The organism is Candidatus Reidiella endopervernicosa (assembly GCF_013343005.1).
GTDB lineage: Bacteria > Pseudomonadota > Gammaproteobacteria.
In genome coordinates, this window is the sequence record NZ_CP054491.1 from 38,317 (window position 1) to 59,065 (window position 20,749).

22 protein-coding genes and 1 pseudogene are annotated in these 20,749 nt (G+C 56.5%); 12 read left to right on the forward strand and 11 right to left on the reverse strand.

Annotated elements, in window-relative coordinates; translation table 11 throughout:
* The first annotated feature begins 159 nt into the window (after positions 1-159).
* Together metF and HUE57_RS00200 are read left to right on the forward strand one after the other, a co-directional pair.
* Positions 160-1,020 carry a methylenetetrahydrofolate reductase [NAD(P)H] gene (gene metF / locus HUE57_RS00195; RefSeq protein ID WP_078482365.1) on the forward strand — a complete coding sequence of 287 codons (861 nt, stop codon included), beginning with the start codon at positions 160-162 and terminating at the stop codon, positions 1,018-1,020.
* A gap of 15 nt (positions 1,021-1,035) precedes the next feature.
* Complete coding sequence (locus tag HUE57_RS00200) at positions 1,036-1,764, forward strand: 16S rRNA (uracil(1498)-N(3))-methyltransferase (RefSeq protein ID WP_078482366.1); 729 nt, start codon at positions 1,036-1,038, stop codon at positions 1,762-1,764.
* 32 nt (positions 1,765-1,796) lie between these two features.
* On the opposite strand, the gene HUE57_RS00205 is transcribed toward HUE57_RS00200, so the two are convergent.
* Positions 1,797-2,228, reverse strand: a complete 432-nt coding sequence (locus HUE57_RS00205) for a chemotaxis protein CheW (protein WP_174672498.1) — start codon at positions 2,226-2,228, stop codon at positions 1,797-1,799.
* Between HUE57_RS00205 and HUE57_RS00210 the strand changes: the two genes are divergently transcribed.
* The gene (locus HUE57_RS00210) at positions 2,192-2,344 is read left to right on the forward strand and encodes a hypothetical protein (protein ID WP_174672499.1); all 153 of its coding nucleotides are present in this window, start codon (positions 2,192-2,194) and stop codon (positions 2,342-2,344) included. The genes HUE57_RS00205 and HUE57_RS00210 overlap by 37 nt on opposite strands.
* A 220-nt stretch (positions 2,345-2,564) precedes the next feature.
* Here HUE57_RS00210 and HUE57_RS00215 read toward each other — a convergent pair whose 3' ends face one another.
* The 4 genes and pseudogenes from HUE57_RS00215 to HUE57_RS20545 form a co-directional block, all read right to left on the reverse strand.
* Positions 2,565-3,068, reverse strand: coding sequence for a chemotaxis protein CheB (locus HUE57_RS00215; protein WP_236860648.1), 504 nt, complete (start codon positions 3,066-3,068; stop codon positions 2,565-2,567).
* Between the two features lie 44 nt (positions 3,069-3,112).
* A complete protein-coding gene (locus HUE57_RS00220) occupies positions 3,113-3,634 on the reverse strand; it encodes a hypothetical protein (RefSeq protein ID WP_078482369.1) in 522 nt (173 codons plus the stop codon).
* Positions 3,621-8,009, reverse strand: coding sequence for a hybrid sensor histidine kinase/response regulator (locus HUE57_RS00225; protein ID WP_478210010.1), 4,389 nt, complete (start codon positions 8,007-8,009; stop codon positions 3,621-3,623). Before HUE57_RS00225 ends, HUE57_RS00220 begins: the two co-directional genes overlap by 14 nt.
* Before the next feature lie 54 nt (positions 8,010-8,063).
* Positions 8,064-8,468 (reverse strand): annotated as a pseudogene (locus HUE57_RS20545) (FimL-related protein); the annotation flags it as partial.
* A 36-nt stretch (positions 8,469-8,504) separates the two neighbouring features.
* Between HUE57_RS20545 and HUE57_RS00230 the strand changes: the two are divergent.
* On the forward strand, positions 8,505-8,711 hold the full coding sequence (locus tag HUE57_RS00230; RefSeq protein ID WP_174672502.1) for a hypothetical protein: 207 nt from the start codon (positions 8,505-8,507) through the stop codon (positions 8,709-8,711).
* 24 nt (positions 8,712-8,735) lie between these two features.
* On the opposite strand, the gene HUE57_RS00235 is transcribed toward HUE57_RS00230, so the two are convergent.
* The 6 genes from HUE57_RS00235 to pilG all read right to left on the reverse strand — a co-directional run bounded on the left by HUE57_RS00235 (position 8,736) and on the right by pilG (position 13,734).
* On the reverse strand, positions 8,736-9,248 hold the full coding sequence (locus HUE57_RS00235; protein ID WP_174672503.1) for an Hpt domain-containing protein: 513 nt from the start codon (positions 9,246-9,248) through the stop codon (positions 8,736-8,738).
* Positions 9,245-10,156, reverse strand: coding sequence for a CheR family methyltransferase (locus tag HUE57_RS00240; RefSeq protein ID WP_078482371.1), 912 nt, complete (start codon positions 10,154-10,156; stop codon positions 9,245-9,247). Before HUE57_RS00240 ends, HUE57_RS00235 begins: the two co-directional genes overlap by 4 nt.
* A gap of 20 nt (positions 10,157-10,176) precedes the next feature.
* Entirely contained in the window at positions 10,177-12,258 is a 2,082-nt protein-coding gene (locus HUE57_RS00245) for a methyl-accepting chemotaxis protein (protein ID WP_078482372.1), read from the reverse strand.
* A gap of 95 nt (positions 12,259-12,353) precedes the next feature.
* A complete protein-coding gene (locus HUE57_RS00250) occupies positions 12,354-12,899 on the reverse strand; it encodes a chemotaxis protein CheW (protein WP_078482373.1) in 546 nt (181 codons plus the stop codon).
* Between the two features lie 10 nt (positions 12,900-12,909).
* Positions 12,910-13,272, reverse strand: a complete 363-nt coding sequence (locus HUE57_RS00255; RefSeq protein ID WP_078482374.1) for a response regulator — start codon at positions 13,270-13,272, stop codon at positions 12,910-12,912.
* A 69-nt stretch (positions 13,273-13,341) separates the two neighbouring features.
* Positions 13,342-13,734, reverse strand: a complete 393-nt coding sequence (pilG, locus tag HUE57_RS00260) for a twitching motility response regulator PilG (RefSeq protein ID WP_078482375.1) — start codon at positions 13,732-13,734, stop codon at positions 13,342-13,344.
* A 252-nt stretch (positions 13,735-13,986) separates the two neighbouring features.
* Between pilG and gshB the strand changes: the two genes are divergently transcribed.
* From gshB to HUE57_RS00300, 8 genes are read left to right on the forward strand one after another with little or no spacing between them, the layout of a single operon-like run.
* On the forward strand, positions 13,987-14,952 hold the full coding sequence (gshB, locus tag HUE57_RS00265) for a glutathione synthase (protein WP_078482376.1): 966 nt from the start codon (positions 13,987-13,989) through the stop codon (positions 14,950-14,952).
* Positions 14,953-14,967: 15 nt separating this feature from the next.
* Positions 14,968-15,951 (forward strand): energy transducer TonB, encoded by a 984-nt coding sequence (locus tag HUE57_RS00270; RefSeq protein WP_078482377.1) that lies wholly within the window; start codon positions 14,968-14,970, stop codon positions 15,949-15,951.
* A 42-nt stretch (positions 15,952-15,993) separates the two neighbouring features.
* The gene (locus tag HUE57_RS00275) at positions 15,994-16,563 is read left to right on the forward strand and encodes a YqgE/AlgH family protein (protein ID WP_078482378.1); all 570 of its coding nucleotides are present in this window, start codon (positions 15,994-15,996) and stop codon (positions 16,561-16,563) included.
* A gap of 17 nt (positions 16,564-16,580) precedes the next feature.
* Positions 16,581-17,060 (forward strand): Holliday junction resolvase RuvX, encoded by a 480-nt coding sequence (ruvX, locus tag HUE57_RS00280; RefSeq protein ID WP_078482420.1) that lies wholly within the window; start codon positions 16,581-16,583, stop codon positions 17,058-17,060.
* Entirely contained in the window at positions 17,057-17,560 is a 504-nt protein-coding gene (gene pyrR, locus HUE57_RS00285) for a bifunctional pyr operon transcriptional regulator/uracil phosphoribosyltransferase PyrR (protein WP_269087622.1), read from the forward strand. Before ruvX ends, pyrR begins: the two co-directional genes overlap by 4 nt.
* Positions 17,557-18,534 carry an aspartate carbamoyltransferase catalytic subunit gene (locus HUE57_RS00290; RefSeq protein ID WP_078482379.1) on the forward strand — a complete coding sequence of 326 codons (978 nt, stop codon included), beginning with the start codon at positions 17,557-17,559 and terminating at the stop codon, positions 18,532-18,534. The genes pyrR and HUE57_RS00290 overlap by 4 nt, the downstream gene beginning before the upstream one ends.
* Positions 18,534-19,817, forward strand: coding sequence for a dihydroorotase (locus HUE57_RS00295; protein ID WP_078482380.1), 1,284 nt, complete (start codon positions 18,534-18,536; stop codon positions 19,815-19,817). The genes HUE57_RS00290 and HUE57_RS00295 overlap by 1 nt, the downstream gene beginning before the upstream one ends.
* Positions 19,818-19,843: 26 nt before the next feature.
* Positions 19,844-20,746 (forward strand): dihydroorotate dehydrogenase electron transfer subunit, encoded by a 903-nt coding sequence (locus HUE57_RS00300; protein WP_172840067.1) that lies wholly within the window; start codon positions 19,844-19,846, stop codon positions 20,744-20,746.
* Positions 20,747-20,749 lie beyond the last annotated feature (3 nt).

The window sequence follows — 20,749 nt, forward strand, 5'->3', positions numbered from 1 at the left end:
GGTGCGAGAGTACGACTCGCTCCTTTTCTGGCTGTTATCAATACAGATCATCCAGCCAGAATAGTCGTACGCGATCTCACTCTTGAACTATTGATTTAGATCTCTTTGCGTCACTTCGTGTCCTTCACGGTTAATTATTAACTTCCAGGGTGAAGAGTAATGAAATCACAACAAAACCACCCCAAACAGTTCAGCTTCGAATTCTTCCCGCCTAAAACGGATAAGGGTGCTGAGAATCTGCGCCAGGTACGTGACGAGCTAGCAACGCTCAATCCGAAGTACGCCTCAGTCACCTTTGGTGCCGGCGGCTCTACCCATGCGGGTACCGTCGAGACGGTACGCGAAATGATGGCAGCGGGGCTCGATACCGCTCCCCACCTCTCCTGTATCGGCTCATCCGAAGAGGATATCCGCGCTCTACTTAATGGCTACATCGAGATGGGGGTAAAGCGTATTGTTGCCCTGCGTGGCGACTTGCCCTCCGGCATGGGTATGGGTGGTGCAGGCGCCTTCAACCACGCCAATGAACTGGTCGAGTTCATCCGCAGCGAGACCGGCGATCACTTCCACATCGAAGTGGCCGCCTATCCCGAGTTCCACCCCCAAGCCACCTCGGCCAGTGCCGACCTCGATAATTTCGCCCACAAGGTAAAGGCGGGGGCTAACGCCGCCATTACTCAGTACTTCTACAACCTCGACGCCTATCTACACTTTGTTGATGAGTGTGAAAAACGTGAGATCACAATTCCGATCGTGCCCGGCATCATGCCGATCACCAACATCAAACAGCTGGCTCGTTTCTCCGAGATGTGCGGTGCCGACATCCCTCGCTGGCTACGCCTGCGTCTCGAGAGTTATGGCGACGACATGGAGAGTCTGCGTGCCTACGGCCTCGAGATCACAGCTGAGCTCTGTCGCCGACTGCTTGAAGCCGGTGCACCGGGGCTGCACTTCTACTCGATGAATCGCGTTGAGCCGGTCAAAACGATCTGGCAACAGCTCGACCTGAGCAACGACTAAACATCGGCTCATTGCGTGAGAGTTCCACGTATTTTTCATCCCGGCACACTTCAGTGCGGCACACAGGTCGCACTGGCGTCGAACGCGGCCAACCACGTCGGCCGTGTGTTACGCATCAAACCGGGAGCGCCTCTGATTCTCTTCAATGGGGAGGGGGGCGAGTATCGTGCAAAACTGACCGCTGTAACACGCAATAACGTCACTGTTGAGATTGAGCAGTTTATCGATTGTGATCGAGAGTCCCCACTCAAGATCACCCTTGCTCAGGGTGTTTCACGCGGTGAACGGATGGACTTCGCGCTGCAGAAGGCGGTGGAGCTGGGCGTTGACGTGATTGTGCCGGTTGTCACCGAGCGCACCACCGTACAGCTCAAGGGTGAGCGTCAGGAGAAGAAGCTTAGCCACTGGCGGGGCGTCATCACCGGGGCATGCGAGCAGAGTGGACGCAGCCAGCTCCCACAGCTGGAATCGATCACTCCCATCGACCGGCTATTTCAGAAAACAATCAAGGGTGCGGCGCTGGTACTCGACCCAGAAGCGAAACACTCACTATCCACATTGGAGCCACAGCAGCAGATCACTTTACTGATTGGTCCAGAGGGAGGGTTGAGTGATCGAGAGATTGCAGCCGCAAACAGCGCTGGTTATCAATCCATCACGATGGGACCGAGGGTGCTGAGAACCGAGACGGCCGCACTGGCGGCCGTGACCGCACTACAGACGCTCTGGGGTGATCTGGGTTAACGGTCTGGGCTACTCTTCACCGCGTTTTAGACTCAGGGTGGGCGGACAAATTTCACATCGATACCGCTCTCTTTGATCGCCGCCTCCAGCTGCTCAAGATTGGGAATCACCGCAGACTCACCATCCAGCGTTACCTCGGCACTCACCATCTGCTTACCACCACTATCGGCAGGCGAGAGGTTATCCAATGAGGCACGCACCAGCCTTGGGATGCCCTGGGTCAACACAGCGAAGAAGGGCATACCCTGTTTCTGATAGAGCGTATTCACCACTGCGATTCGGCTACGTGCATCGACCTCCGGAGCCTCCTGTCCGAGAACAACCTCCATTGAGACGAGCGGCAGGGCTAGCGAGCGCCACATCACTGTCCCCAGTAGCCAGTCTGGATATCCCTCTCCAGCGATAAAACTCCGGGGAGTCGCTATTTTTGCGAAAGTTTGTTTTGGGCATCCAAGCCCAAGCAAACAGCAAAAACTTAACGCGACCGTTTATGCCTACGGCGCCCCGACTCCTGCGTTCGTTGCGTAATCACCTCTTCGCGGCTCTACACAACTCCCTCAGTGACTCTACGCCGACATAAAGCCGCTGCTGCATCTTCTTCGTCGTCCGCTCGCGCTCTCAACTACGAATATGCAGACGGCGTCGACTATCGGGGACTAACCGCCCTCACTTCGCTCTCCATGGCGGTCAGCGGTCGTATGCCGCTATCTCTGCAATGGCTGTATTGGGTAGCATCATCTGCCCACCCTCAAGTGGAACCATCAGACACCGAACCTCATCAACCAACTCTGCTCCACTCATCACTCAGTTCCTATCGCGTTATTCTCAACATCCCCGCCCTGCCCCTCAAGGTAGGCAGTGATATGGTCTGCCAGCTGTTCAGCGTCAGCCTCACAACTCACCACGCCGGCAAGCTTGGCCCCATCAACCATGGTACTGACTACACAACTTTCAGCCTGCTGCACCCAAACGGGGGCACCCGCCTCTGCCATCGCCGCACAACCGGCCATCGCATCGCCGCCCATGCCACTAAAGATAATCGCACCGCCCTGTTTGCCATAACGTCCTGCGGCCATCTCCATCACGTGATCGATCGATGGCAGATGCAGCGATTCTCGAGCAGGGCGCAGTGAGATATAGCCCTCAGCGGTTATCACCACCTCATGCTCTACCGGCACCAGCACCACCTCTCCCTCTCTGAGCAGTTCACCCTGCTCGGCCACCTTCACCGTCAGTGCCGAGGTGCGGTTGAGCTGTTCGGCCAGCAGCGGCACAAAACTGGCGCCGATATGCTGCGCAAGCACAAAAGCTGCGGGCAGTTCTGCAGGCAATTCATTGAGAAATGCCTTCACAGCGGGGGGGGGCCACCGATAGAGGCACCCAGCACCCACACGCACTGTGCTGCCCCCTCATCCGGCTCACGCAATAGTCTGATCGGAACTGCCGGCCTCTGCGCTGGCTCTTCACTCTTGAGCGGCTCTTCGATGATCGCCACGGCCTCAGGTTGCTCCCGCGAAGTCTCAGCTCTGGCAATCTCACCCAACTTCTTTGCCAGGCGACGCACGCTCCGTCGACCACTCTCACCACTGCTCAGCGCTGCAGCCTCACTAAATAAAATCGGCAGGCTGACCGTTTCCATCAGACGTTCTAACACCTCATCGGCATGCTCGCCCGACTCATCCAGATCGACCAGCAATACATCGGCCTGATGACGGTCAAATGAGCGATCAAACCACTCCTCAACGCGGTTAACGACCACCACTGAGAGCTGATGCTCTTCGAGTAACCGTCTCAGGTCATCGCTACGCTGCTCACTGGCACAAAGCAGTCCCACGCGAATCGGTTGATTAACGACTTCAGGCTGACTCATGATCGAGCTCTAACACCTCACGGATATTCTCAACCAGCTCCTGCTCCTTGTAGGGCTTACCGAGATAGCGGTTAACACCAATTTCAAAGGCTCGGGCACGGTGTTTCTCGCCAGTGCGCGAGGTAATCATGATGATCGGGATATGTTTCAACTGCGGTTCACTGCGGATAAAGGTGGCAAGTTCAAAGCCGTCCATGCGCGGCATCTCCACATCGAGCAGGAAGACATCGGGTATCCGCTCCTGCAGCTGAGCAACCGCATCAACACCATCCTTAGCAGTGAAGACATTCATCTGGTTTCGCTCCAGCAGGCGCGATGTGACCTTGCGAATGGTAATCGAATCATCCACCACCATTACCAGCGTCTCATCAGATTCTGACATCGCCATTGCTGCCGCCATCGCAGCACTCGAATCGATCTCCATATCGAACTGGTGCTGACGCGTCATCGCACCGATATCGAGGATCAGTACCACACGGCCATCACCGAGGATGGTCGCGCCAGAGACGCCCGGCACACCGCCAATCTGCGGGCCGACCGACTTGACCACGATCTCACGACTACCCTGCAGGTTCTCAATCTGTACCGCCACCCGCACATTACCGGAGCGCACCAGCAACATCGGATACATACGGCCTTCATCGTGCTGTTTCTGACTCGCGAGTCCCAGCAGCGAGGCGAGCGGGGTGACAAAGTAGGTACGGCCACCATATTCGTAACCGAGCGACGCATCCTCCTGATAACGTTGCATATCCTTACCACTGATTCGCGTAACGCCCTCAACAGCGGTCAGCGGAATCGCAAAGATATCCTCGCCATTCTGCACCATGATGGCACGATTCACGCTCAGCGTGAGCGGCATACGGATGGTGAATTCACTCCCCTCACCCTGGGTCGAATCGATCTCCAGTGAGCCACCCAGCTGTTTTATCTCGCTGTTGACCACATCCATGCCGACGCCACGACCGGCAACCTGGGTCACCTCCTGCGCGGTACTGAAACCAGAGGTGAGAATAAACTGGATAATCGTATGATCGTCGAGCTCACTATCGGCACGCATCAGACCACGTTCGATCGCCTTCTCGCGCACCTGCGACACATCGATACCGCAGCCATCATCCTTCATGCTCAGCACGATCTCAGCACCCTCTCGTGCCAGCGAAATCTCTACACGCCCGTCCGCAGATTTACCCAGTGCCTGTCGCTGCTGGGGCGATTCGATACCGTGGGCGATCGCGTTTCTCAACATGTGCTCAAGCGGTGCCACGATACGATCGAGCACCTTACGATCCAGCTCCAGCTCCGCTCCACGTACAAACAGCCCCACATCACGACCGACCGTATCGGCAGTCTGTCGCATCAGACGACGTAGACGGGTAATTAGACCGGAGAAGGGCAGCATGCGTGAGCGCATCAACCCCTCCTGCAGCTCCGTATTTACTCGCGACTGCTGCAGCAGCAGAGTTTCTGACTCACGGGTACTACTCTCGAGCAGGTTCTGAATACTGACCATATCGTTGGCCGTTTCTGAGAGCGCGCGCGACAGCTCCTGCATATGGGTATAGCGATCCATCTCGAGCGGATCAAACTCGGCATTCTGATCCAGCGCAATCTGTTCGTGACGCGAAAGAATCTGCGCCTCGGTCTCCAGGTCGATCTGGCGCAGCTGTGCCTGAAGGCGCTGTGCGGTCTGGGTCATCTCCTGAAGATTGAAACCGAGCGTGCCGACCTGCTGTTCCAGACGCGATCGATAGATGCTCGCCTCACCGGCGTAGTTGACCAGGTCATCGAGCAGATCCGCGCGGACGCGCACCACCTCATGCTGGCTGCGTTTCGCCTCATCTCCACTGACGGCCTCGGCAGCTACCGCCGCTTCCTGATCATCAGCCTCCACCGGCTCGGAAGGAGCTTCTATTGCTGCGAGCTGTAGATCGCTCTCTTCAGGAGCGGCCTCTAGCTCTTCATTCGGCACAGACTCCCCAACCAGTTCTGGCTGTGGCGCCCCATTGGGTACCCCTCTGCGCATCTGCTCTAGCTGCAACAGCAACTCATCTGCCGCCTCTGCACGCTCGCTACGATGGGCCATACTGAGCATCTGGTGAAGCCTGTCGAGCGCGCGCTGAACCAGATCGACCGCAGCCACCGTACCGATGAGCTGCCCCTCCGCTATCGCCGTGAGCAGTGACTCCAGCCCATGACTCAGGTCTCCGATACTGCTGAGACCAGCCATTCGCGCACCACCCTTGAGGGTATGCAGTTCACGCTGCAGTGCCGCAACCGATTCACGCGACTCGGGATCACTGCGCCAGCTCTGGATAATCTCATCGCTCGACTCGAGGATCTCATCACCCTCCTCGAGGAACACCGACAACAGCTCAGCATCGGGTTCATCTTCTGCCAGATGCTCGACAAAGGCCTGCTCCTGCGTAGTTGGCAGCTCAATCACCTGCGCCGCTTCACCTGCAGTGGAGAGCGCTGATTGCTCTTCGTCACTCTTCTGGACAGGCTCGGCCTGCCGCTCCTCAATCGAGGTCTGGGTCGCATCAATACGACTCAGCAGATCGCTGTAATCGGGTATCTCGGGATCTGCTTGATCAAGCAGATGAAGGATCGACTCTGTGCGAGTGACTACGCCTTCCAACAGGGTAAGAAGCGATGGATCGGCTCTGACACCGGCCTCCATCATCGCGTTGACACACTGCTCCATCCGTCCCGTCAGCTCAGCAATGCTGTTTGCATTGGCCATATGAGCACTGCCATGCAGGGTGTGAAGTGCTCGCGCCAGCGATTCACTCAGTGCTGTCTCGCCTCCTCTGGCGCTATCGACAAAGCGGTGAATCTCAGCAAAGTGTCCTTCCGACTCCTTTCTGAAAATCCCATAGAGCACGGGATCCATCGCCTCACTCTGTGGCTCCGGCTCAGACTCAGCTTCCAGCTTAAGCGCGGGCACCGCCTCTGCAACCTCGTCCTCAACATGACCCAGCGCCGGCTCTAACGGTACCGCTGCCAGCGGTGGGATCTCGACCTCACCAGGTTGACTCATCGCTGCTGCCTGGGCCATCAAACCCTTAATATCGGAGTGCGGCTTAATGCCCTCCTTTATCTGCACCAGCAACTCTGGCAGCGCATCAAGCGCCGATTCAAGCAGCCTGCTCATGGTTGGGGACAGCTCAACACTGTTATCGATGACTCGGTTGAGCATATTCTCCATCGACCAGGCGAATTCACCGACCAGATTCGCCCCGACAAGACGCCCGCTACCCTTCAAGGTGTGGAAAGAGCGTCGAATAATCGTCAGACTCTCCTCATCCTCCGGATTGGCCAGCCACCTCGGCAGATGTACCTTGATATCGGCGTACTCCTCTTCGGCCTCTTCGACGAAGATATCGAGGATTTCATCATCCAGCTCATCGGAGAACTCAAAATCGGCGCTCTCCTCTGTTTGTGTAACCTCTGTACGTAGGGTACCGATGGGCTCGCCACATATCACTTCAGGCAACTGAGACTCTTCGAGACTCTCTGACACCTCATCCAATCCGGCGCTCTCAGGTGCATCATCAGAGACCACATCTGCACTAAATTCGGCACGCAACTCAGCATCTGTTGATGCAGTTGATTCACTCTCATTGAGTGCAACCTCTTCACAGCCGAGCAACGTCAGACGCCCCTCTACCGCATCCAGTAGATTGCTATGCGGACGATTTGCTGCCAGCCCCTCCATATAGAGTTCAATGCCGGCAATCGCCTCTGCCAGTGCCGCCTGATCATCGTTCACAGGGAGCTCATCGACATCTATCAGCTGTTGTTCAACATAGCGCGTAGCCTGGAGCAACATCGTTGCTGCGCGCGGTTGATTCATCACCTGCAGCGCACCCTGCACCTGCTGCAGTAGCTGAGGGACCGCAGTCATCGGCTCAGATTCATCACTATCCTCGAGATAGTTGGTGATCGCCTCTTTTGACTCAGCAAGACTCTTGCTCGCCTCATCAAGGACGGCCGTATGTATTTGCTGAATCTCGGCCTGGGGAAGCTGAACCCCTGCAGCGGCCTCATCACCACCCTCTTCAAGCTGCTGCTGCGTATCACCACTGAGCGAACTATCGACATAGAGCAGCGCACCGGCAATATCCATCAATGCCGCATCATCGACCGGCCGACTGCCCTGCACCATATCCTCAGTGCTGTGGAACTGCTCCATCACCAGTTTGCGTGCATGGCCAAAACCCAGCATGCCGAGCGTATCGCCGACCCGTTTCAGATTATCGGCCAAAGGCTGTAATGCAGCTGTTTCACGTTGCTCACTGCGAACAAACAGATCGAGGCTATCTTTAATGGTGGCAAGATCTTCCTTCAAAGCACCGGTAACCGCCTGCATCACCTCGACATTACGACCACTGATACCCGCTCGTGCCGCCTCGATCTCCTCCTCCTTGGGCAGCGCATGATCAAGCTTGAAGGCCGACTTGACGGCATCAACACGCTCACCTCCTGGCTCAGCCAGGGCAGCGAAGTAGAGTAGATTTTTTATCAAATCAAGCGGAGGCTGCTTGGCCAGCGCCAACTCACCCTCATCAATAAGAGACTTGATCTGTCGATCGATCTGCCCAAGCACCATATTGAGCGAGAGTGCAGGTTCAAGCTTCTGCTCCTGCAGCGCTTCAATCACTGCCCCGGAAAGCCACCATAGCTGTACTACAGGAGCCAGTGTCGAGGCGTGCTCGAGCCCGGCAACAACACGTTCCAGCTCTGTAACGCCCTGTTCACGATTGAGGTTTTTTATCCATCCCAACAATCCCTTCTGAAAGTAGGGACGTAGACGACGAGCCGTATCGAGTAGCGCGCTATCGTCAGCTCCGGGGAGTCGCTATTTTTGCGAAAGTTTGTTTTGGGCATCCAAGCCCAAGCAAACAGCAAAAACTTAACGCGACCGTTTATGCCTTCGGCGCCCCGACCGTCCTGCGTACGTTGCGTAATCACCTCTTCGCGGCTCTACACAACTCCCTCAGTGACTCTACGCCGACATAAAGCCGCTGCTGCATCTTCTTCGTCGTCCGCTCGCGCTCTCAACTACGAATAGGCAGACGGCGTCGACTATCGGGGACTAACCGCCCTCACTTCGCTCTCCATGGCGGTCAGCTGCTGACTGCTCATCTTCACGCAGTGGTGCCAGAGCCGAGAGATCGGGAGTGAAGAGTGCATTCTCAGAGAGCAACGCCTTGCCCTGGGCAGCGCGCAGGTCATTAACCAACGGCAGTAATACAATCGGAATATCACGATGCCCTGCCTGCAGACGCTCGAGGTAGTCGGGTAACTGCAGCATCGCCCGCATCAGGACCTCAAAGGTCTCATCGCGGCGTTTACTCTCCTCCTCAAGCAGCACAACGGCCAACGCCTCCATCTCTTCAGCCAGCATCGCCGCACCGTAGAGCTCAACCATCTGTAACGTGCCGTAGACCTGATGAAGGTGGGTTACACAGAAGCGCAGCTGGGTTGGATCATCGTCATCCTCGACAAAACTCTCTAGCGCGATGCGAGCCTGGGAGAGAGTCTCGTCGAGCTCCTGCTTAACCCAGCTTAGCGTGGTGTAATCGACGCCCGTTGTGTCACTACTCATAACTTAACCTCTGACCCTTCAGCATCTGCGCGGCGCCGGTAGGCAACGACGTTTGAATCGTTAATCCGTTCCAACCCATCAGGTTTCCAACCAGGCGCCTCACCGGGACCCAAGATCAATAGACCACCAGGTGCCAGATAGCGTGCAGCGCTATTGAGAATCTCAAAACGTCGTGCGCGTTCAAAATAGATCAGGACATTTTGACAGTAGATGATATCCATCGCCCCCATCGGCGCACGATCGATATCCATGATCTTTAATTTGGCAAAACAGACGCGTCGACGCAGCGACTCATTGACTCGATACCGCCCTCCCTCGACCGGGGAAAAGTACGCTTCGAGTAACGACTGCGGTAGCTTGCTCAGCCGCATTGGGCCATAGGTTGCCTGTTTTGCCTCGGCAATTGCATCGAGACTGATATCAGTGCCCGTTACGCCAAAGTAGTAGTCACCACCCAGCGATTTGAGGTGATGGTCGATCAACATCGCCAGTGAATAGCTCTCTTCACCGGTGGCACAGCCCAGGCTCCAGACCTGTAGAGAATAGGGCTTGTCGTGATTTGAGAGTGATTCTGGAAGAAACTGTTCACGAATAAACTGGAGCGATTCGGGATGGCGATAGAAACATGTCTCATGAACGGTGAGACGATCAACCAGAGTGGTCCACTCAACCACACCCTCACCGTTCGATTGCAGCAATTCAAAGTAGGCGAGAGGATCGCGAAAACCGATCTCGCGCATACGGATTGAGATGCTGGTGAGCAGGAATGAGCGACGCGCCGGGTGCAAGACCATCCCGGTACGTGCCTCGAGCATCTCAGTCCAGCCATTAAAGAGCGCATCATCCATCTCTGGAAGACGCTCCAGACCGAACCACTCGCCAGCCCTATTGTTGGCGACAGAAGCCAATATTGTCTCCGTCTACCGCCCTACTCCGGCAGCTTAAAGTCAGATACCGATTTGCGCAGATCGTTCGCCAGCTCAGCTAGATTACCGATCGATGCCGCCGTCTCGGTGGTACCTGCAGAGGTCTGGGTGGTGATCTCCTGGATCGAGTTCATGGTGTCGGAGATATTGCCTGCTGCACTGGTCTGCTGGGTGGCCGACTGCGAGATACCTTCGATCAGATCCGCGAGATATTTCGATACCTTCTCGATCTCATCCAGCGCCTCACCCGCGTTCTCTGCCAGCTTGGCCCCCTCGACCACGTTGGTCGTACTCTGTTCCATTGAGATGACCGCCTCGTTGGTATCGGTCTGGATGGTTTTAACCAGCGCCTCAATCTGCTTGGTCGCGTTACTGGAGCGCTCCGCAAGACGCTGAACCTCATCGGCAACCACCGCAAAACCACGACCCGCTTCACCGGCCATTGCCGCCTGGATCGCAGCGTTAAGCGCCAGGATGTTGGTCTGGTCAGCAATATCGTTAATCAGCTCAACGATATCGCCGATCTCCTGCGAGCTCTCACCGAGGCGCTTGATACGTTTCGAAGTCTCCTGGATCTGCTCACGAATACCGTCCATACCCGTAATGGTGCTACGTACCGTCTCACCACCAGCATGTGCGATATTTACTGAGCGCTCCGCAACCTCGGTCGACTCAGTGGCGTTCTCCGATACCGCTGCAATCGAGATCGCCATTTCGTTGACCGCTGCACTCGCTGCAGTAATCTGTGATGCCTGATGGTCACTCGCATCTGCCAGACTCATCGCCGTGGCCTGCGACTCCTGCGCTGCTGAGGAGACCTGCACAGAGGTCTCGTTAATGGTGGTAACCAGGGTTCTTAGCGCCTCGATCGCATAGTTGATCGAGTCAGCGATCGCACCGGTTATATCCTCCGATACGGTAGCGGTTACAGTCAGGTCACCATCAGCGAGGTCACCCATCTCATCGAGCAGCTGCATGATTGCAGTCTGATTACGCTTGTTCTGCTCATCCGCCTGCTCCTTCTGCATGTTGGCTGCTTCGGTACGGCGACGTGCATCGACAATCAGCTGAATACCGAGCATAAACATGACGGTAAAGGCGATGGCACTAAAGATGTAACCGAGCCAAGGTGGAATGATCCGATAGCTCACCTCACCGGCAAAGGCCTTTTCGAGGTTACGGCTGGCATCGAGCAACACATCACTGCCCGCCACCATATCGGCCGCCGCCTCCTGAATCAGGAACAGATCGGGAGAGAGATCGAGAATACCACCAACGTGATCGCTGACGGTCTTAAACAGCATCGCCACCTCACCCAGTTTCAGACGTGCATCCTCATCGCGTAGGCGGCGTACATTGATTGAGGCATCACCCTGCAGCATGCCCTCCAGCACTCGACCGAAGAAGGCCGCGTCACGACCAAAACGGTCAGCAGCGACCGAAACGTCACCTCCACCGGAGAGAATCTGATTGAGGTTGTTCTCGATACGCTGTGCGATCATCAGCTGGCGGCCGGCGATATAGATCTGATCGCGATCGGCCTCCTTGTTGACCATGATCTCGATGACTTCATCAGAGAAGGTCAGCAGCGGTGGTACGGTATCGTTAATGGTGTCGACATACTCTCGGATGGTCGAGATCATCTCCTGACCACCAAGGATCTGATCAGCCCCCGTTTCGACCGGCGTCCAGTTCAGCTCAATCGCTTTGAGACGATCACTGATCTCTTCGGGCACAGGCGGCAGGCCACTTTCACTATTGCCCTCCGTCAGGTAACCAACCGTTTCTGCAAAGCGACCACGTAGTGAGCTAAGCGTTTCGAAAGAGTCGATCTTGCCGCTCGCCGCCTCAAGGGCGTGTTTGGCGATGCGCTGCGAGAGTACCTGCTGCTCCGCGGCGAGCGCGATGTACTCTTTATCGTGGTTATCCTTGATCGCGTTATAGGCAAAGGCAAAAACCGTTAACAGGCCAAATATCAGTAGCGTGATAATGAGATACAGCACGCGCTTATTGGAACCCACATCCTGAAGGTTGCGGCTCTTCCAGACGCTGCTGGCACTATCCTGCCCTGTCGACTCACTCATTCCTAACTCTCCCGATCCAAGGTGATCTATTTATTCTTGTTCCAATAACCACAGCCACATCGGTTGACCGACGACTGCGATCTACTCTGTCACTATCAGGCCACCACCTTCATAAAGGCGGGGTTTTCGGCCAGTTTTCGCATACTGAAGACGTCCCACTGTTCGCTATCGCGACGGTAACTATCCGATAGGAAGGGAGCCAGGCCCTCAACCTCGGGTGCCGACAGCGAGGCACGATCTTCATCAAAAAAATGTTTCAGGCCCAGCACCTCGTCGATCAGCAGACCGGCCTCGATCCCCTGATGACTGATAACCAACACTCGACTACGGCGATGCAGGCGCGTCGCGTTCTGCCCGAGAAAGCCGCGCAGATCCATGATCGGCAGCAGATTACCGCGAACATTGGCGACACCCTTAACCCACACCTTGGCACCCGGCACTCGGGTAAGGCGTGGATAGTTGAGGATTTCGATGACTTCGCCAAGCGGTGCTACCAGGCGAATATCGCCGATGCGAAAAGCGATGCCGGTCCACGCCTGCTTGACCTCCTCCTGCTGAGGAAGGCCCGAGGCGTGTTTGACACTGCGTGCCGAGAGATCGGCCAGCAGTTTGAGAATCTGTTCTGTCGTCAGCTGCGACACGGTATGCGCCCTAGCCCATTACCTGCTGGATCTTCTCCAGCAGCTCGGCCTCCTCGACCGGCTTGACCACATACTCCTTGGCCCCCTGCCGCATACCCCAGACCTTATCGGTCTCCTGATCTTTGGTGGTAACGATGATGACGGGAATACCACTGGTCGTATCATCCTTGCTCAACTTGCGTGTCGCCTGAAAGCCGTTCAGGCCAGGCATCACCACATCCATCAGGATCAGTTCGGGTTTGAGCAGCTTGGCCACCTCAATACCCTCTTCGCCATTCTCGGCAGTCGAGACCTGATGGCCGTTCTTCTCCAGAATGGTCTTGAGTACGTGCAGTTCGGTGGGTGAGTCATCAACTACTAATACGTGTGCCAATTCAGATCCCCTTTTGCTTCTGATTGTTATTCTTGCCGCCTCTATCGTGCGACCTCATTTCGGGACGGACTAACCTTTGTGTACGTGACTCCGGATAGCGTCCAGCAATTCGTTTTTGGTGAAGGGCTTGGTCAGATACTGTTCGGAACCGACAATCTTGCCGCGCGCCTTGTCAAACAGCCCATCCTTGCTGGAGAGCATGATCACCGGCGTGCCCTTAAAGGCGTTATTGTTTTTGATTAGCGCACAGGTCTGATAACCGTCGAGACGCGGCATCATAATGTCGACAAAGATAATATCGGGGCGACTATCGGCAATTTTAGCCAGCGCCTCAAAGCCATCGGTGGCGGTAATTACCTCGCACCCCTCTTTCTTGAGCAGGGTTTCTGCGGTACGACGAATCGTCTTACTATCGTCGATCACCATCACCATCACCTTCATGCTGGCGAAATCATTTTTCATGACTGCACTCGCCACTACCCCTCCTGAATGGTCTAACCATCTTATTGTTATCGGTACTCCGACCACTTATTAACACAATATCCCTCTGCCTTCTACGAAAACGGGCTAGGGACATAGCTTACCGTTACAAATTCAATTATCAATCTTAAAATGCACCTACACCCTGAACACCCTGCTGGGTTAGCATGTGAGCACTAAATTTCAGACCAATCTGCCACTCCCATAGCCACCTAAAATTGAGTAGATAGAGAGATGAGCATCAAACTCGGCATCGTTATGGACCCGATCGGGTCGATCAAAACCGTTAAGGACAGCAGCTTTGCGATGCTGTTAGCAGCACAGCAGCGCGGCTGGCAGCTCTACTATATGGAACAGGGTGATCTCTACCTTCGTGACGGCAGAAGCTATTCTCGCACGCGCAGCCTGCAGGTCGTTGATGATCGCGACAACTGGTTCAACCTCGGCGAGAGTGAGGATCTGCCACTCGATGCGCTCGATACCATCCTGATGCGCAAAGACCCGCCCTTCGATATGGAATACATCTACACCACCTATCTACTCGAGCTGGCGCAGCAACGCGGCACCCTGGTAGTCAACCGTCCCAGCGCAATCCGCGACGCCAATGAAAAGCTCTTCACTGCCTGGTTCCCTCAATGCTGTGCACCCACTCTGGTCAGCAGCAACGGTGAACGACTACGTGCCTTTCTCGACGAGCAGCACGACATCGTGCTCAAACCACTCGATGGCATGGGTGGTGCCTCGATCTTCCGCCTCAAACTGGATGACCCCAATGTCAGCGTCGTGATTGAGACGCTCACTGACCACGGTCGACGCACCGCCATGGCACAACGCTTTGTGCCTGAGATCACCGCAGGTGACAAACGGATCCTGCTGGTTGATGGCAAGCCGGTCCCTTACGCCCTTGCACGCATTCCTGCCGAGGGCGAAACGCGTGGTAATCTCGCTGCTGGCGGGCGGGGCGAAGGAGTAGCACTCACTGAGCGTGACTACTGGATCTGCGAACAGATTGCCCCCGCACTGCGAGAGCGTGGTCTGCTCTTCGTCGGTATCGATGTCATCGGCGACTACCTCACCGAGATCAACGTCACCAGCCCAACCTGTATCCGCGAACTCGACACGCTCTACGAACTCGATATCGCTGGTCAGTTGATGGATGTCATCGAAGCAAAATGCCACGCCAGCCACGCCGCCGAGTGATATAGTTTCAGCCCGATGAGCGCCACCACAACCACACCACAGATCACATCAGGAGACCGGCTCGGTCTCACCCTGTTTCTCGCTCTGGTACTGCACGGACTAATCATTCTCGGCATCACCTTCAGCCAGGAAAAACGCATCACCCCATCGGCTAAAACGCTCGAAATCATCCTGGTGCAAACTCGTAGCAAGAATGCTCCCGAGGATGCCGACTATCTCGCCCAGGCAAGTCAGGAGGGCGGCGGCGAGAACGAAGAGCTACTGCGCCCACAGGACACCCAGTCATCACTGCTGCCCGCCAAAGGTGAGGGGATGGCGCCCGCACCGATTCCCGAGATCGATCCTGTCCCGACACCCGAGTTGGTCGAACCACAACCAGAACCCTCACCACAACCCTACCCAGAGCCGATTCAACCAACACCACCTATCCCCCAGGTAAAACCGGCGTCTCAGCCCGTCAAGCAGCCCACGGTCATCACCACAGTGAGCAAAAAGGCCAAACCGAGAACCGCACCCAAGACGACCGTTAAAACGACAAAAAGCGCCAAGAAACCGAGCGCCAGCCAGCTGATCAGCCGCAGTCTGGAGATTGCCAGCCTCACCGCCGAACTCTCTGAAAACATTCAGGCCTATTCACAACGCAAAAAACACACCTCCATCACTGCAAACACCCGGGAGTACAAATACGCCAGCTATCTGGATGCGTGGCGTAAGAAGATCGAGCGCATCGGTAACCTCAACTACCCCGATGAGGCACGCCGCAACCAGCTCTCCGGCACCCTGCTGCTTGATGTAGCACTCAATCCCGACGGCACCATCGAGAGCATCAACCTGTTGCGCAGCTCCGGCTACCGGGTATTGGATGATGCAGCCATCCGTATCGTCGAACTTGCCGCCCCCTTCGCACGCTTCCCCGACAACATCCGCGAAGAGACCGATATCCTGCACATCACCCGCACCTGGCAGTTTGCCGATGACAACCGCTTTTCAAGCCGCTGATCGGCTTGCCTCTGTGCTGCTATAGACGGATACTTACGCCCTATGGACGAAGCTGAATCACTCAGCAATCACTTCCTGATTGCCATGCCGCAACTAGCGGACCCCCATTTTTTTCATACCGTCACCTATATCTGTGAACACAACAGCGATGGGGCGCTCGGTATTGTGATCAACCGCCCTCTCGACATTGAACTGGGGGACATTCTCAAGCAGCTTGATCTTGATGCCGCAACCCCGGCGATTGGATCCACGCCAATCTACAACGGCGGGCCGGTACAGCAGGAACGCGGCTTTGTAATCCACAAACCAAAATCGAAGGTGGAGTGGAGCTCAAGCCTGAAGATCAGCGATGAGATCACCGTTACCAGCTCTCGCGACATCCTGCAGGCAATTGCTGAGGGCAAGGGGCCGGAGAAGTCGCTGATCGCGCTTGGTTATGCCGGCTGGGGCGCTGGTCAGCTTGACCAGGAGATGCTTGATAACGCCTGGCTCAGCGGCCCTGCCGATGAAGCAATTATCTTCGACACCCAGAGCGATGCCCGCTGGAAGGCGGCCGCTTCGCTGCTCGGAATCGATATCAACACCCTCTCCTCCGATACAGGTCACGCTTGATCAACCATTGCACCACGATGAACCGAGATAAAACGCAGCAATCCGCTATTGACCTACCGCTTAACGCCACGCTGCTTGGCTTCGACTTTGGCCTGAAGCGGATTGGCATCGCTTCTGGACAGCGAGTAACCAGCTCAGCCAGCACACTCATCACTCTTGAGAGTCGCAATAACAAACCCGACTGGGAGGCGATTGGGTCGTTGATCGAAGAGTGGCGCCCTGCCGCCCTGATAGTCGGTGAGCCGTGCCACCTTAATGGCGAAGAGAGTGAGATCACCCTGGCGGCAAGACGCTTTTCTCGCCAGCTACATGGGCGTTTTAACCTGCCTGTCTATATGATGGACGAACGGCTCTCCTCGCAGGAGGCCGAACGCATTACCCGCGAAGCACGGCGCGCTGGACGAAAGGGTCGCGTTAACAAGGGCGACATCGATAAACTTGCCGCGCAAATCATTCTTCAAAGCTGGCTCGATAGCCAACAGGGCATAACAACGTGACCAATACCGATACCGGACTACTGCTCGAGAACATGGTGCGCGATCTTCGCACCCATATCAGCGAGTGTACTATTAGCGACCCGATCATGATCGGCATCCACACCGGTGGCGTCTGGGTCGCCGAACGACTCCACCAACTACTCAATCTGGAGAGTCCACTCGGCAGCCTCGACATCTCTTTCTACCGCGACGACTTCACCCGTATCGGCATGCACCCGCAGGTCAAACCCTCAAGCCTGCCGCTCTCGATTGAAGAGCGCCATATCATCCTGGTCGATGACGTTCTCTACACCGGCCGCACCATCCGTGCGGCAATGAACGAACTATTCGATTACGGACGTCCCGCCTCGATCACCCTGGCGGTACTGGTCGATCGCCCCGGACGAGAACTACCGATCGCCGCCGATGTCTCAGGCGTACACATGAATCTAGCCAGCAGCGAACAGATCAAACTGAGTGGCCCTGCCCCCCTCTCGCTAACCGTTCAGGAGAGCTCATGAGTCGCGAGAACATCCAGATTGATGACAACGGCAAGCTCTGTCACTTTCTCACCATCGAGGGGCTGCAGCGCGAACTGCTGACCGAGATTCTCGACACCGCCGAGTCGTTCTCCGGACTAACCGGACAGCCGGTGAAGAAGGTCCCACTGCTACGCGGCAAGACCATCGTCAACCTCTTCTTCGAGCCCTCAACCCGCACCCGCACCACCTTCGAGCTGGCGGAGAAACGTCTCTCGGCTGATGTACTCAACATTAATCTAGCCGCCTCTGCGACCACCAAGGGGGAGACGCTGCTCGACACCCTGCGCAACCTCGAGGCGATGCATACCGACATGTTCGTGATACGTCACGCCGATAGCGGCGCCGCCCATTTCTTCGCCCGCCATGCGGCCCCCGGCGTCAGCATCATCAACGCCGGTGATGGGCGCCACGCCCACCCTACCCAGGCGATGCTCGACATGTTCACCATTCGTCGCCACAAGGGCGAATTCACTGGATTAAAAGTGGCGATTGTCGGCGATATTCTCCACTCACGGGTGGCACGCTCACAGATCCATGCACTCAACATTCTCGGTGCCGAAGAGGTGCGCGTCGTTGCACCCGACACACTGCTGCCGAGTGGTATCACCGAGCTTGGCGCCACCCCCTACCACGACCTCAGCGAGGGACTTGAGGATGTCGATGTAGTGATTATGCTGCGCCTTCAGCGTGAACGGATGCAGGGTGCAATGCTGCCAAGTGAAGACGAGTACTTCGAGTGTTTCGGCCTTACCGAAAAGCGGCTCAGCGCCGCCAAGCAGGATGCGATCGTGATGCACCCCGGCCCAATCAACCGCGGCGTCGAGATCGACTCGACTGTCGCCGATGGGCCACGCTCAGTAATTCTGCAGCAGGTCAGCCACGGTATCGCGGTGCGTATGGCAGTAATGTCGATGGCAATGCAACAGCCAGATCTGGAACGGGGGGCAGAATAGTGCGCATCCTGATAAACAATGGCCGGTTGATCGATCCGGCCAACAACATCGATGAGATCACATCAATTGCCATTGAGGCGGGCAGGATTGCCGCCGTTGGTGAGATAACCGATAACTTTGTGGCAGAACAGACGATTGATGCCGCAGGGCAGGTCGTCTGCCCCGGTCTGATCGATCTTGGCGCACGCCTTCGTGAACCCGGCGATGAACAGAAGGCCGACATCCATTCAGAGAGCCACGCAGCCGCAGCGGCGGGTATCACCACACTCTGCCAGCCACCCGATACCGACCCGGTTACCGATACTGCCGCCGTCGCCGAGCTGGTACGCAAACGAGCACGCAATGCAGGCTTTGCGCGTGTTCTGCCGATCGGCGCCCTGACTCAGGGACTAAAAGGTGAACAGCTGAGCGAACTGGCTGATCTAAAACGCTCCGGCTGTAACGCCGTCAGTAATGCACGCCAGCCGATCGCCAACCCCTTGGTCTTACGTCGCGCCTTTGAGTACGCCGCCACCCACGACCTGGTCGTCTTCCTCCATCCCGAGGACCACTGGCTCGCCAATAATGGCTGTGCCCACGAGGGCCCCACGGCAACCCGACTGGGACTGCCCGGCATACCGGAGGCCGCCGAGACCACTGAGGTAGCCCGCGATCTGGCCCTGATTCAGCAGACCGGCGTACGCGCCCACTTCTGCCGCATCTCTACTGCCGCAGCCATTGAAATGATTCGACGTGCACAGCACGATGGTCTCAAGGTCACCGCGGATGTAGCGGCTCACCAGCTGATGCTGATCGATGAGCATATCGGTGAGTTCAACAGCCTCTATCACCTGCTGCCACCCCTGCGTAGCAGCAGCGATCGCGAAAGCCTGCGTAAAGCGGTTGCCGACGGCACCCTCTCGGCAGTCTGCTCCGATCATCAGCCACATGAAGCTGACGCCAAACTGGCCCCATTCCCTGCGACTGAACCAGGCATCTCGGCACTCGAGACGCTACTGCCACTAATGCTCGAGCTTGGCAGCAGAACGGGCATGCAGCTATCACAGATAGTGCAGCGCCTCACTGCGGGGCCTGCTGCCACACTCGGTATCGAACGTGGCCGGCTTGAGGTTGGCATGCCGGCGGATATCACCATCTTCAATCCAGAGACACGCTGGCAGCTTACAGAAGAACGACTGGTAAGCCGTGGCCATAACACCCCTTACCTAGGGCGTGAGATGGTGGGTCAGATCAACTACACCCTGCTGGAGGGCCGACTCGTCTTCGAGCGCCACAGCGGTTAATCACAGACTGAACAGAGAACTGACAGATGCAACAAGCAGCAGAGATCGAACGACCCCACCGCGGCACCCTCTTTGTCGAGGAGGCTGAAATCATCAGCCACAGCCACCTCGAGGGTGATCAACACATCCTGCGTCTGCAGGCACCGAAGTGTGCTGCCAAGGCGCTTCCCGGCAGCTTTGTTCACCTTCAGTGCGATCCGATGCTGGCGATGCGTCGACCACTCTCTCTAATGCTCGTCGACAGTGAAGCGGGCTGGGTGGATATCCTCTACAAGGCACTCGGCGAGGGGACTCGCCTGCTAACTCAACGACAGCCCGGCGAGACGATTAGCATGATTGGGCCGATCGGCACCCCCTTCAAACCTACTCCAGAACGCACCCGTCCACTGCTGATTGGTGGCGGCGTGGGAATGCCCCCGATGGTGTTTCTTGCAGATTCGATGCGTCAAAGTGGAGCCAAAACCTCTCCACTGGTGATTCTCGGCTCCGAGGTACCCTTCCCCTTCAACGCCAGCCAATCAAAGCTTGAGGTCGCTGGTATCGATGCCGACACCAATGCCGCAATGCCTCTCTTAGAAGAGTGGGGTGTGGCCAGTCGCCTCGCCTCGCTGCAGGGTTATAACGGCACCCATCAGGGTTATGTCACCGATCTGGCACGCCGCTGGCTCGACTCACTCAGCAGTGATGAGCGCACTCAGGTGGAGATCTTCAGCTGTGGACCACATCCGATGCTGGAGGCGGTTGCGGCGGTTGCCCGTGACTACGGATTGCCGTGTCAGGTCTCTCTGGAGGAGTTCATGGCGTGTGCTGTAGGTGGTTGTGCCGGCTGCGCGGTAGAGGTGACCACTGAGAGTGGTACTGCGATGAAGCGGGTCTGCGTAGATGGCCCAGTATTCGACGCCAACCAGGTCTTCCCTGCGGTCGGCTAACAG

Coding starts and splice junctions, on each gene's coding strand:
- gshB (WP_078482376.1), top strand. CDS start 13,987: ATGAGCATCAAACTCGGCATCGTTATGGACCCGATCGGGTCGATCAAA.
- ruvX (WP_078482420.1), top strand. CDS start 16,581: ATGAACCGAGATAAAACGCAGCAATCCGCTATTGACCTACCGCTTAAC.
- HUE57_RS00245 (WP_078482372.1), bottom strand. CDS start 12,258: ATGAGTGAGTCGACAGGGCAGGATAGTGCCAGCAGCGTCTGGAAGAGC.
- HUE57_RS00300 (WP_172840067.1), top strand. CDS start 19,844: ATGCAACAAGCAGCAGAGATCGAACGACCCCACCGCGGCACCCTCTTT.
- HUE57_RS00235 (WP_174672503.1), bottom strand. CDS start 9,248: ATGAGTAGTGACACAACGGGCGTCGATTACACCACGCTAAGCTGGGTT.
- HUE57_RS00275 (WP_078482378.1), top strand. CDS start 15,994: ATGGACGAAGCTGAATCACTCAGCAATCACTTCCTGATTGCCATGCCG.
- HUE57_RS00270 (WP_078482377.1), top strand. CDS start 14,968: ATGAGCGCCACCACAACCACACCACAGATCACATCAGGAGACCGGCTC.
- pilG (WP_078482375.1), bottom strand. CDS start 13,734: ATGAAAAATGATTTCGCCAGCATGAAGGTGATGGTGATGGTGATCGAC.
- HUE57_RS00220 (WP_078482369.1), bottom strand. CDS start 3,634: ATGAGTCAGCCTGAAGTCGTTAATCAACCGATTCGCGTGGGACTGCTT.
- HUE57_RS00225 (WP_478210010.1), bottom strand. CDS start 8,009: ATGCAGGCGGTTACCGGTGCTTTGAAGGAAGATCTTGCCACCATTAAA.
- metF (WP_078482365.1), top strand. CDS start 160: ATGAAATCACAACAAAACCACCCCAAACAGTTCAGCTTCGAATTCTTC.
- HUE57_RS00290 (WP_078482379.1), top strand. CDS start 17,557: ATGAGTCGCGAGAACATCCAGATTGATGACAACGGCAAGCTCTGTCAC.